The organism is Aeromonas sp. R10-2, from assembly GCF_040908445.1.
GTDB classification, from domain to species: domain Bacteria; phylum Pseudomonadota; class Gammaproteobacteria; order Enterobacterales; family Aeromonadaceae; genus Aeromonas; species Aeromonas veronii.
Genome location: NZ_JBFODS010000071.1, coordinates 62,484 through 73,871, shown reverse-complemented (window position 1 = coordinate 73,871; position 11,388 = coordinate 62,484). Strand labels below are relative to the sequence as shown.

At 58.5% G+C, this 11,388-nt stretch carries 10 protein-coding genes and 1 tRNA gene; 4 read left to right on the top strand and 7 right to left on the bottom strand.

Annotated elements, in window-relative coordinates; genetic code table 11:
• Positions 1-13: 13 nt before the first annotated feature.
• Positions 14-1,282: an IS4-like element ISAeme4 family transposase gene (locus AB5Y97_RS14955; protein ID WP_041206016.1), complete on the bottom strand. Its 1,269-nt coding sequence runs from the start codon at positions 1,280-1,282 to the stop codon at positions 14-16.
• 290 nt (positions 1,283-1,572) lie between these two features.
• Here AB5Y97_RS14955 and AB5Y97_RS14950 point away from each other — a divergent pair, with 290 nt between their 5' ends.
• Complete coding sequence (locus AB5Y97_RS14950) at positions 1,573-2,754, top strand: M28 family metallopeptidase (RefSeq protein ID WP_201947499.1); 1,182 nt, start codon at positions 1,573-1,575, stop codon at positions 2,752-2,754.
• Positions 2,755-2,986: 232 nt separating this feature from the next.
• Here the strand turns inward: AB5Y97_RS14950 and AB5Y97_RS14945 are convergent, their stop codons facing one another.
• Positions 2,987-3,631 (bottom strand): hypothetical protein, encoded by a 645-nt coding sequence (locus AB5Y97_RS14945; RefSeq protein WP_368158315.1) that lies wholly within the window; start codon positions 3,629-3,631, stop codon positions 2,987-2,989.
• A 356-nt stretch (positions 3,632-3,987) separates the two neighbouring features.
• Positions 3,988-4,596, bottom strand: a complete 609-nt coding sequence (locus AB5Y97_RS14940) for a short chain dehydrogenase (RefSeq protein WP_368158313.1) — start codon at positions 4,594-4,596, stop codon at positions 3,988-3,990.
• Between the two features lie 105 nt (positions 4,597-4,701).
• Between AB5Y97_RS14940 and AB5Y97_RS14935 the strand changes: the two genes are divergently transcribed.
• Together AB5Y97_RS14935 and AB5Y97_RS14930 are read left to right on the top strand one after the other, a co-directional pair.
• Positions 4,702-5,583, top strand: a complete 882-nt coding sequence (locus AB5Y97_RS14935) for a LysR family transcriptional regulator (protein WP_201947503.1) — start codon at positions 4,702-4,704, stop codon at positions 5,581-5,583.
• A gap of 128 nt (positions 5,584-5,711) precedes the next feature.
• Complete coding sequence (locus AB5Y97_RS14930; RefSeq protein ID WP_201947505.1) at positions 5,712-6,626, top strand: Gfo/Idh/MocA family protein; 915 nt, start codon at positions 5,712-5,714, stop codon at positions 6,624-6,626.
• Positions 6,627-6,739: 113 nt separating this feature from the next.
• Here the strand turns inward: AB5Y97_RS14930 and AB5Y97_RS14925 are convergent, their stop codons facing one another.
• The 3 genes from AB5Y97_RS14925 to AB5Y97_RS14915 all read right to left on the bottom strand — a co-directional run bounded on the left by AB5Y97_RS14925 (position 6,740) and on the right by AB5Y97_RS14915 (position 10,174).
• Positions 6,740-7,090 (bottom strand): TusE/DsrC/DsvC family sulfur relay protein, encoded by a 351-nt coding sequence (locus AB5Y97_RS14925; RefSeq protein WP_019446869.1) that lies wholly within the window; start codon positions 7,088-7,090, stop codon positions 6,740-6,742.
• A 24-nt stretch (positions 7,091-7,114) separates the two neighbouring features.
• A complete protein-coding gene (gene yccS, locus AB5Y97_RS14920) occupies positions 7,115-9,268 on the bottom strand; it encodes a YccS family putative transporter (RefSeq protein ID WP_201947507.1) in 2,154 nt (717 codons plus the stop codon).
• A 249-nt stretch (positions 9,269-9,517) separates the two neighbouring features.
• Positions 9,518-10,174, bottom strand: coding sequence for a Bax inhibitor-1/YccA family protein (locus AB5Y97_RS14915; protein WP_005338308.1), 657 nt, complete (start codon positions 10,172-10,174; stop codon positions 9,518-9,520).
• Positions 10,175-10,382: 208 nt separating this feature from the next.
• Between AB5Y97_RS14915 and AB5Y97_RS14910 the strand changes: the two genes are divergently transcribed.
• Positions 10,383-10,470: transfer RNA gene (locus AB5Y97_RS14910), tRNA-Ser, on the top strand.
• Positions 10,471-10,583: 113 nt separating this feature from the next.
• On the opposite strand, the gene ulaR is transcribed toward AB5Y97_RS14910, so the two are convergent.
• Positions 10,584-11,342: an HTH-type transcriptional regulator UlaR gene (ulaR, locus tag AB5Y97_RS14905; RefSeq protein WP_069526315.1), complete on the bottom strand. Its 759-nt coding sequence runs from the start codon at positions 11,340-11,342 to the stop codon at positions 10,584-10,586.
• Positions 11,343-11,388: the final 46 nt, after the last annotated feature.

Genomic DNA, 11,388 nt, shown 5'->3' with positions numbered 1-11,388 from the left:
CATATACAGGACCTTAAGAAAACACTTCATTTGAAATTCCTTCTAAGGTCCTGTTCTGTATCGATTTTCGCTGCTTGGTTCGACGGGCATTTTTCGCCAAGTAAACGGCAGCCCATTCCAGACGCTCTCTTATTTCCACCAACACCCGATGAGCCACCGCTTCCAATAACGGGAACCACCAGGTTCCGCTATTTTTCGCCGCTTTCAGTGTGGATAAACCGTCCCCCATCAGCGTCTGAGCTACCCGTCTTTTCATCACCAGCGACAACAGGCTGGCCCACACCAGCCCCTCGGCAATGGCTTTCTGACCTGTCACAAAGCCCTTGAGCCGGTTGTGCGACTTCCACTCCTTAAACAGCAGCTCCACCTGCCAACGACAGCGGTACAGGCTCATCACCCGCTCTGCTGGCCATGCCTCTCGTGGCAGATTGGTCATCCAGATACAGAACCGTTTCTCCTCGGCAAACCAGCGTCGGATCAGCCGATACTCGAACTTGCCCGATTTCACCACCATATCCAGTACCTCTGCCCGACAGTGCCGCCGTCCAGCATCCTTGAGTGACAGGCCCGCCAGCTTCGGCACTTCCCGTTCGTCACCGCGCCATGCCCGGATAATCTTCGGGTTCAGGCTCTTACTACCCCTGACCAGATAGAAACCGCCCGCCTCGTTTAGTTTCGCAAAGTAGGCCATATCGATGTAACCCGCGTCCGCCAACAGCAGGCTGTTATTGAGCCGCTCGGGCTCAGGCAGGAACTGGCGCTCTGACGCCGTATCGGCAGAGACCTGCATGCAAACTGGACTTTGCTCCAATAGAGACATGAGCATATGACACTCGATTGCCGCCGGGCTAATGGTCTTGAACCTTCCCGGAAACACTTCGGCCAGGCTTTTGTGGACGGCAAAGGAAGTACCATCCTGCAACAACACCTGTTTGAATGCGCCAAGGGATGCAGTCTTCATCTGTTGGCCGATACGCAAGGCGATAGCCCGTTCAACCAGCGCCTTCATGAACAGGGCGAACGACGCTTTGCGCAACTGGTTGTGAAAGGGCTTGTAGGAAACCTGATGGGCATCAACCAGTTGCAAGGCATTGAAATGATGGTGCAATCCAGCGATACCATCGACCTGGTCGCAGCCAAGTGCCCGCAAGAGTGCAGTCACCAGCATGGCAGGCGTAATGGCTCGTTTGCGCAAGCAAAATTGGCAGTCACGGGCAATGCGGTCGAGTTCGGCAGGAGAGAGAAGTTGCTCAAGATAGTGGTTGGCATCGATAATGGTCATGGCTTCGTGCGTGGCGGTTTTGTTTGGCGATAAAATCAGATCACAATCGAAGCCATTTTTATATCTATTTCAATTGGTTGCTGCTAAAGATCCTGTACATGAGGAATTACAAAGGCATTGGGGTCACACCTGAACCGGATCAGGCATCGATATAGAGCACTTGGCTGCTAATAAGCGCCCTTTTCCGGGGCATCCACCTTTTTGACAGCAGTGGGTGCCTAGACTAGGTTGGTATTCCTATGAGGCCCATCAAGCCTGTTTACTGTTAACCATAACCGGAAGGATCCGACATGAAAGCGATGACTGCAGCCCTTTTGCTCCCCCTGATTCCCCTTGCCGTTCAGGCGGCGGCACCCGTGTGGATCACGATTGGGGCCGATAGCGGGGTTGAACTCAAGCAGGTCAATGCCAAGCTCTCCCCCCTGTTCAGTGCCAGCGGAGCGCCCGTCCAGCTGGCCCAGATTGAAGCAAGCGAGCTTGGCTCCCTCTCGCACCTGATGCACGAAGGGCACCAGCGTTGCGGAGGCTATGTGGTGCACACGACCCTGGCAGATGCGCTGCAGAGCATGGCTCAGCCCCTCAGCCAAAACCTGTTCAGCGCACCGCCATTGACCCAGGGGGCCAGTGTCAACCGGCTGCTGCCCCATCTGGATCAAGGCAATATCGCCAGCACTATCAGCAAGTTATCCGGCTGGCGCAACCGCTACTACACCACTCCCACCGGCACGCAATCCGCCGACTGGGTGGCCAGCCAGTGGCAGAGCCTCGGCAGCGCCCTGCCATGGGCCAGCGTCAGTCGGGTCAAACATAGCGGCTACCCGCAACAATCGGTGGTGCTGACCCTCAAGGGGAGCCGCTATCCGGACGAGGTGGTGGTGCTCGGTGGCCATCTCGATTCCACTGCAGGCTCGGCCCCCAACAGCAAGACGCTGGCCCCCGGCGCCGATGATGATGCCTCCGGCATCGCCACCCTGACCGAGGTGCTGCGGGTCATCGCCGAACAGGGCCGCCAGCCGGAGCGCACCCTGCAATTTATCGGCTATGCGGCAGAGGAGGTGGGCTTGCGGGGCTCCAAGGATATCGCCAGTCGCTACAAGGCGGCCAACACCAGGGTATTGGCCGCGCTCCAGCTGGACATGACCAACTACAAGGGCTCGGCGAACGACATCGTCTTTATGACCGACTACACCGACAAGGGGCTGACCGGCTATCTCACCCAGCTGCTCGATGCCTATCTGCCGCAAGTCAGCTATGGCTATGACAGCTGTGGCTATGGCTGCTCGGATCACGCCTCCTGGCACAATCAGGGCTACCCCGCCGCCATGCCGTTCGAGTCACGCTTCAGCGAATACAACCCAAGGATCCACACGGCGCAGGATACGTTGCAAAACTCGGATCCCTCGGCTGGCCACGCTCTCAAGTTTGCCCAGCTGGCGACCAGCTTTGCCGTTGAAATGGGCAAGATCAACTGAGTCACAGGCCGCAGCGCAAGCCAAAAGGAGGGAAGTTTCGACTTCCTTCCTTTTTCTATCTTCTGTGCGGCTTTGCCCTTGTCGCTTGGCTCAGTCGGCAGACGAGCAAGGGTGGATGTGATGCGTTGGCGCCCGCCATCCAAAAAGCCCCGAGCGCAGTGCGCTTTGGGGTATGAGGAAAAAAACCGCAAGGTCGTTATCCCAAGTCGTTGTTATTCGAGGTAAAGCTTGCTCAATACCACGCCAATAAGGCATCGAACATGCGGGTATGGGTCACTTGCAGGTTTGCCGCCTTGGTTGAAATGGCTGCGCTATAGAGCTGGACGCCGGGTTCGTTATGACTCTGCACCAGATAGTTTTTATGGCGACAGGTCCCGTAGAGGGAGAGGCTTTTTCTCGCACAGTGGCCGAGAAACAGCACGGCGCCAAGGCCGATCAACAGGCCGGATATATCCAGCAGATTGATATCCAGCAGATTGACGGCGGGCAGGGCAAATTGTGCCTCGGCCTGCTGCGCGAATTCATAGAGTGACACGGCAAACATGGCGCCGCAGAGCAGCAGTTTGATACGGGCGAGGCTGGTGAGTTTGGTCCGCATCATGTCCGGCGAGACAAAGTAGAGGTTCTCCAGATGTCGTCTCTGCTCCTTGATAAGGATCCCGCGCACATTGACATCAACCTCGACCTGGGTCGATTCGCGATAGACCAGCCCCTGTTTTTCCCACTCGTCCGCCAGCATGGCAATCAGCACCGGATAGACGACAATGGCCAGGCCGCAATAGATCGGCAGCGCATGATATCCGCTGGATATCAGCCCAACTGACAATATTGCGAATATATAGGGCGACAAGGCTTTGAGTGCAATTGATGATTTCATCGTTATACATCCATAAATAACGCGTTTTATAAGTGCCGATAGCGCACAGGCAATAGTGGCCGCGCCAATAAGCTGCGGCCAAACAGGGCGTTGGTCAGCTGTAATCCATTCCGGCAAATAGCCTGAAATAGTTCCTTTGCTCGGTAACAGGGAGAAGAGCGCCATAGTAAGCCAAACGAGGCCACTCTGACAGTGACCCGGATGACATAAATCTGTGTGCCGCCGTCGAAATGAAATCATATTTTGTCGCTACTCCGGTTCCTCTATGCAAAAAGCCCCGAGAGCTGGCGCTTTCGGGGAAGAGGAAAAACATCGACAAGGAATTACAAAGGCATTGGAGTCACACCTGAACCGGATCAGGCATCGACATAGAGCACCTGGCCGCTAATAAAGCCATCGACGGAGCGCTCAAACGCCTTGCCGACCAAAGTGCCCGGCACCGGCTGGAAGCCCGGCATCATCTCGCCATATACGTCCCACGCCTCTTCCAGTACGGTCGGGTTGACCACATTGATGCGAATGCCACGGGGCAGCTCGTGGGCCACGCACTGGACAAAGGTATCGATGGCGCCGCTGGTGGTGGCATCGGCAATGGCCAGGGGGATCGGCTTGATATTGAGGATACCGGAGATCAGGGTGAAGGAGCCCCCCTGATTGATGTAGTTGAGGCCGATATTGACCAGATTGATCTGCCCCATCAGCTTGCTCTGGATGGTGGTTTGCCGCTGCTCGTCGCTCATCTCGCCAAAGGGGGCGTATTCGCAATAGCCGGCGGTATTGACCACCGCATCGAAGGATCCCACGTTTTGGTAGAGCCGCTCGATGGATTCTCTGCTGGTGATATCCACCTGAAAATCACACCCCTCGCCGGAGCGGCTGGCGGTAATGACCTTGTGCTTGCCCAGACCACTGAGGGCGGCTTGCCCCATTTTCCCCTGAGCACCAATCAGAATGACTGTTTTCATCGTTAACCTCGCTTTGCTGGAAGAGCTGCAAGGTTAGAGAGCCACTGATACAATGTAAATCATGGGTAATTTGTATGTGATACAACTGAAATTGGTGAGGTAAGGGTGGAGAGGATCGATATCAGGCAGATGCGGGTGCTGGTGCTGCTGGTCAGATACAAGAGTGTGTCGCGGGTGGCTGAGTTGCTGGAGATCTCCCAACAGGGGGTGAGCAGCCATCTGAAAAAGCTGCGCGATATCTTTCCCGCCGAGCTCTTTATCCGCCAGAGCGCCGGATTGCAGCCGACCGACTACGCCTGCGAGCTGGCCGACAAGTTCGAGCAGATCCTGGCCGATATCGACGGTGTCTTTGTGGCTGCGCCCTTCGACCCCGCCAGCAGTCAGCGCACTTTCAGGGTGATGGCCAACGAATATGCCCAGCTCGCCATTATCCCAAGGTTGGCGAGCGCTCTGCGCAGTCAGGCGCCCTCCATCCGGCTCGATGTGGTGGACTTTCAGGCCGAAGCGCATCTGGAGGCGCTGGCCAGCGGCGAGGTCGATCTGGTGATTGGTTTTGATGCCTATCTCGACCCGGGGTTGCTGCGCGCCACCCTGCGCCGGGATCACTACTGCTGCGTGCTGCGCCGCGACTCCCGATATCTTCCGGACAAGGCCCCGCAGGATCTGGCGGCCATCCCCTTTGTGCAGTTTGCCAACAGCGTCGGCAATTTCGAAGGGCAGATGAGCCCGCAGCAGGTTGCCAGCGCGGCGGTGGCGATGCTCCCCTGTTATACCTCGCTGCAAGCCTTTATGTCGGTCAATGACGTGGCGGCCTGCATTCCGTCGGCCATCGCCGCCCTCGGGGATTTTCGTGTGCTGGAGCTGGCCGGGGCGCCCCAGCCGTTCGAGGTGGTGGTCGGCAGACACCGCAAAAGCCAGGGCAATCTCGCCATCGAGTGGCTGGCCGAGGTGATCAAGTCGGTTTGCGATCTTGCCATGCCTGGATAACATCGCCGTTTGCACAGGGCTGCGTACGCCAGCCAGTGCGCTAACGGCAGGCTGGATCTGCGGGACAAATCCTGCGATGGTGCGGGCAGTTATCCGCTTGTCCCGTTATCGAGTGAAAAGGAGTTGAGATGCGCATTGCCATGATTGGTCTGGGGGATATCGCCCAAAAAGCCTATCTGCCGCTGCTGGCGAGCGATGAGCGGGTTACCCCGCTGCTCTGCACCCGCAATCCGGCAGTGCTGGAAAAGCTGGCCCGCCAGTATCGGATCGCCGAGTGTTTTACCGATGTGGCGGCCCTGCTGGCCAGCCGCCCCGACGCCGTGATGATCCATGCCGCCACCGCCGTTCATCGCGAGCTGGCCGAGCAGTGCCTGCGCGCGGGGATCCCCACCTTTGTCGACAAACCCCTGTGCGACACGCTGGCCGAGGCAGAAGCGCTGGCCAACCTTGCCATCGCGCAAGATTGCGCCCTCTTTACCGGCTTTAACCGCCGCTATCTGCCCGCCATGGCCGAGGCCCGCGCCCAGCCGCTCACCGAGCTTAACTGGCAGAAACACCGCTTCGCCCTGCCGGGCAAGGCGCGGGATTTTATGTTCGACGACTTTATCCATGTGCTCGACAGCCTCTGCTTCTATGGCGGCGTGCCGGACGGCGACTTTCATGCGGTATTGCGACCGGATATGAAGGACAATAGCCTGCTGGCCGGGGTGAGCGTCAGCTGGCAGAGCGGCGATCGCGCCATCAGCGGCAGCATGAACCGCAGCGCGGGGATCACCGAGGAGCGCATCGATGCCTACGGCGACAATCTCTCCCTGCACCTTGAGAACTGCACCCGCGGCATCATCGCCCGCGACAAGCAGGCCCAGACGCTTGCCCCCAGCGACTGGCAGCCAGTGCTGGCCCAGCGTGGCTTTGCCGCCATGCTGGAGCACTGGTATCAGCAGATTGAAATCGGCAAAGCGGATAGCGAGCTGATTACCTCCTACCTGCACGGTCACCGGCTGGCTGAGCAGCTGGTGGCGCTGGCTGACAAGCGGGGGTAAGGCTGGCTGGAAGCCTGAGGGATATGAATGCGAGGTGCGCGAAGATAGCGCACCAAACACAACGGGGGGCCGCAGTTGCGGCCCCCCGTTGTTATGGGATGAGATGCATGGGATCAGATGCACTTTACCGGCTTGGGCAGGCCGCCAATCTTGGTTGCCTGCTTGGCGGGCCCTTCCGGGAACAGCTTGTAGAGATAGCGGCTGTTGCCCTTCTCGGGGCCGTACTGCTTCTCCATCGCCTTGACCAGCGCGCGGATGGCAGGGGAGGTGTTGAACTCCAGATAGAAGGCGCGCACAAAGCGCACCACTTCCCAGTGCGGCTCCTCAAGCGTGATCCCCTCCTGCGCAGCCAGCACCAGCGCCAGCTCCTCGCTCCAGTCGTTGCTGTTGAGCAGGTAGCCCTTGGCATCGGTCTCGATGAGTTGGCCGTTGAATTCCAGCTGATGTTTTTCGGACGCAGACATGGGGGCTCCTCGCTAATGGGGCTATCAGGATTGGGCGGGCATGGTAGCGCCTTGATCCCCGGTGAGCAACCGACTCTCGTTGGCCAGATGCAGCAGCTGATCCGCCAGCTCGCTGATCAGGTTGAGCTGCTGGGTCAGCATCAGCTGCTCCTCGCTGCTATCCGGACTTATAACCGGGCACTGACCTCCGATGGAGCTGGAGGGGTTGCCCGCCAGATGACCGGCGGCCTGCTCAAGGGTGTGGCAGATATGGTGGCGTACCTCATCCAGTCCGCTGATGGCCTCCAGCTTGTCGCGATGGGCCCCCAGCGCCGAGATGTAGGAGAGCAGAGCGTGATTGCGCCAGGTGAGGGTAAAGCAGAGATCGAGGAAGCGGCGGCGCTTTTGCGGCTCCACCAGCATGCTCTGCCAGGCGGTGGCCAGTTCGCTGTCCGCCAGATGGGCGCTCTTGCGCGCCACCCGATAGTCGATGGACTCATCGCGCTGCTGCTTGAGGCTCGCCAGCACCGCCGAGAGGTAGCGGGCGTTGGCCGAGAGCGAATTGGCGATAAGCGTCGGCAGCCGCTTGTACTGCCAGTCCGGCCAGAGCCAGGCCACCAGCCCGTAGGAGATCAGGCAGCCGAGCAGGGTATCGAGCAAGCGCGGCCCCAGAATGGCAAAGCCGATGCCATCAAGCAGGTTGAACGCCATCAGCACGTAGAGGGTGATAAAGCAGACCGCGGCGCTGTAGTTGTTGCGCACTTGGGTGAAAAACAGGAAGGCGGCGAGCCCCATCACCACCAGCTGAACGTGCAGCTCGGGGAAGAGCCAGAGCACCGGAATACCCACCAGAATACCTGCGAAGGTGCCGAGCATCCGCTGCACCAGTCGGCGGCGGGTGGCGCTGTAGCTGGGCTGGCAGACAAACAGCACGGTCAGCAAAATCCAGTAGCCCTTTTCCAGATCAAAGGTTTGCAGTATGCCGTAGCCGATCACCAGCCCGAGTGACAAACGCAGCGCGTGGCGAAACACCATGGAGTGCAAGGTGAGGTGCTGCTTGAGCTGGGTCAGCAGCGGCAGGCGGGGCGGGCGCGCCAGCGCGGGCAGCTCCTGCTCTGGCTGTTCGGGGTTTTGCAACACTTCGGCGCTGCCCAGCAGCTGGTTGATGCTGGCCAGATTACGGCGCAGGAACTTCATCGGCGTCAGCAGGGTTTTCGGGTAGTGCTGCTTGAGATTGGTGAACTCCAGCTGATCGCCGAGGGCCTCCAGTGTCCAGTGAATGCGCTTGTTATGGGCGTAGGGCTTGTGCACCAGAATGGCATAACCGAGCCGCTGGCACGCCTCGGAGAGTTGCAGGAACACCTCCTGAAACCCTTCCAGTACGATGCCCTGCTTGAGCTCCGCTTCCAGCCGGCTGTAGGGGTAGTGGCTGGAGGTGGCACGCTCGTGAATTTCCAGCGCCAGCAGATAGAGGCGCAGCAAGCTGGCCAGCTCGGGGCTCGCCGGATGGCGGCGGCTCAGGCGGGCGTTGAGGGCCGATTTGGTGAGGGTCAGCGCGCTCACCAGATTGATATTGAGCTGGGCCAGATTGTGGCGAATGGCCTGAGCGCCGTGCTCGTCCGCCGGGAAGAAGCGGGATTTTTCCAGCAGGTAGCGACCAAGGGCGAAGTAGCTCTGGGCCAGTTGCTCGTGCAGGGTTTTGTAGGGGAGCAGCCAGAGCCAGATGAAAGAGACCAGCCCGTACCAGAGGGCGCCAGCGCCGAGGGCCAGCGGCTGGTAGAAGAGATCCGGTGCCTTGGCGGCACCCAGCATGGTGTAGATGGCGATCAGCAGCGAGCCGAAGCTGATGGTGGCGTAGCGGGCGCCGAGCGCCCCCACCATCACGAAGATAAAGGTGGAGCTGGCGAGCCCAATGGCAAACAGCCAGGGGGTGGGGTAGAGATACTGCACGCATAGGGACGCAAACATGAAGCAAATCAGCGTCATGGCGAGGTTTTTAAGGCGTCCCCACAGGCTGTCATCGGTTTCGGCGATGGCGCCCGCCACGACCCCGAGGGAGAGCAGCACGGTGAGCTGGATATTGCCGGTGGCCAGGGTAAAGGCGAGCAGACCGAGAATGGCCAGCAGCACTTTGAGAGCGAAGTAGATGTGACTATCGGTCAGCAGTCGGCGTAACAAACCGGAGAATTCCATGGGCATGCTAGGCACCACCCTTGAGCGAAGCAAAATCGATGTGACTATCAATCAGCAGTCGGCGCAGCAGGCCAGAGAGATCCATCGGCATGAGACAGGTGAAACCCTTGATCGAAACGAGAGCGAGATAGTAACCAGCCAAGCGCGAAGTGGCCCTGATCCAAATCAGGGCCACTTCGCTTCATATCCTTGATTTACAACTTATCCTGACAGAAAGAGGAGCCAATAAAAACCCCGCCGAAGCGGGGTTTCTGATTAGTTGCGGTTGCCGCCAAGCAGGCTCAGCAAGCTCAGGAAGATGTTGTAGATGGAGACATACAGGGTGACGGTGGCGGAGATGTAGTTGGTCTCGCCGCCGCGCACGATCTGCTGGGTAGTCAGCAGGATGGCCCCGGAGGAGAAGAGCATGAACATGGCGGACAGAGCCAGGCTCAGGGCGCTCATCTGCAGGAAGATGTTGGCAATCATGGCCACCAGCAGTACCCAGAAACCGACGAACAGCATGCCGCCGATGAAAGAGAGGTCACGCTTGGTAGTCAGGGCATAGGCCGACAGACCGAAGAAGGTGAGCGCGGTGCCGCCAAGGGCGGTCATCACGATCTCGCCACCACCATTGTTCATGTACATGTTGATGATGGGGCCCAAGCTATAGCCCAGCAGACCGGTCAGGGCGAAGGTGAAGACCAGCCCCATGCCGTTGTTGCGATTCTTCTCGGTCAGGAACATCAGACCGTAGACACCGATCAGGAACACGGCCCAGTGCAGCGGCGGCATGTTCATCACGGTAGCGACCCCCGCCACCACGGCAGAGAAGCCCAGAGTGAGGGAGAGCAGCATATAGGTGTTACGCAGCACCTTGTTGGTATCGCGTACGGCACTTTGGGTGCCAGTGTAGATAGAACGGGTATCCATCTTGGGTGTCCTCTTGATGTCCGGGTGAGACGGCGAGCAGCCGCCTCGTGATCGCTGTTTGTTACTGCATGTTTACGCATTGTATGTAGAACAAATAGGGATGACGAGGAACAATTTCAAGCCACCTGCCATTTTGCTCCCGCACACTATCCCACAGGAAATATGTATTGCATATGAACAAGGGCTTAGCGTAGTATGCACGCCGTTCGGAGGGGTGGCAGAGCGGCTGAATGCACCGGTCTTGAAAACCGGCGATGGGCGACCATCCGTGGGTTCAAATCCCACCTCCTCCGCCATATTCAAAGAGAAAGCCCAAGCGGTCACCCGCTTGGGCTTTTTGTATCTACGGTTTCTGGCCGAAAATGGTCTTGAAAGAAGGCGCCGACAAAGCGCCCCGGCACTTTATGTCCTAGACCAGAATGACCTGCACATCTCTGGCTTTGATCTGCTCGATAACCTCTTTATCCGCATCCTTGCCGGTGATCAGAATGTCGATCTTGCTGGCGGCGCAAAACAGCATGCCTGCCCGCTGTCCCACCTTGCTGCTGTCAGCCAGTACCACCAGCCGGCCGACGTGGTTGAGCATCTTCTGCTCCGCCATCGCGGTCAGCATATCCATCTTGTAGAGACCATCTGCGGTGACACCCTTGCCGCTGGTAAACATCCAGTGCCCGGCATAGAGGGAGGAGATCTCGTCCTGCGGTGCCAGGGTGATGGATTGCGACTTGTTGTATTGACCGCCGATGATCACCACGCCGTCATGGTCATTCTCGATCAGGTAGTTGGCGAGCGGGAAGTAGTTGGTGATGACCTGAACATCCTGCCCGCAGATCTCCTGACCCAGCACGAAGGCGGTGGAGCCACAGTTGATGACCGCGCTTTCCCCCGGTTTGATCAGGGCTGCTGCCGCCTGGGCGATGCGCACCTTTTCGCTGTGATTGAGGCTTTCATTGCTGTCGAGCGGAGACCAGTGGGCCTTTCTGGCCTGCATCAGGGCTTCGGCCCCGTTGCGCACCTTGCGCAGCTTGCCGGAGTCATTGAGCTTGTTGATATCGCGGCGCGCGGTGGCCGGAGAGATATCAAAGGCTTGCATTATGCTGTTGACCGACAGATGACGTTTCTGATTGAGCAGTTCCAAAATGGCGTTATGGCGATGTGCTTCTGTCATATCATGCCTAATGATGATTGAATCTGATTGGGTGGTGATTATATCG

Coding starts and splice junctions, on each gene's coding strand:
- AB5Y97_RS14915 (WP_005338308.1), bottom strand. CDS start 10,174: ATGGATACCCGTTCTATCTACACTGGCACCCAAAGTGCCGTACGCGAT.
- AB5Y97_RS14940 (WP_368158313.1), bottom strand. CDS start 4,596: ATGAAAACAGTCATTCTGATTGGTGCTCAGGGGAAAATGGGGCAAGCC.
- AB5Y97_RS14925 (WP_019446869.1), bottom strand. CDS start 7,090: ATGTCTGCGTCCGAAAAACATCAGCTGGAATTCAACGGCCAACTCATC.
- AB5Y97_RS14945 (WP_368158315.1), bottom strand. CDS start 3,631: ATGAAATCATCAATTGCACTCAAAGCCTTGTCGCCCTATATATTCGCA.
- AB5Y97_RS14955 (WP_041206016.1), bottom strand. CDS start 1,282: ATGACCATTATCGATGCCAACCACTATCTTGAGCAACTTCTCTCTCCT.
- AB5Y97_RS14930 (WP_201947505.1), top strand. CDS start 5,712: ATGCGCATTGCCATGATTGGTCTGGGGGATATCGCCCAAAAAGCCTAT.
- yccS (WP_201947507.1), bottom strand. CDS start 9,268: ATGCCCATGGAATTCTCCGGTTTGTTACGCCGACTGCTGACCGATAGT.
- ulaR (WP_069526315.1), bottom strand. CDS start 11,342: ATGACAGAAGCACATCGCCATAACGCCATTTTGGAACTGCTCAATCAG.
- AB5Y97_RS14950 (WP_201947499.1), top strand. CDS start 1,573: ATGAAAGCGATGACTGCAGCCCTTTTGCTCCCCCTGATTCCCCTTGCC.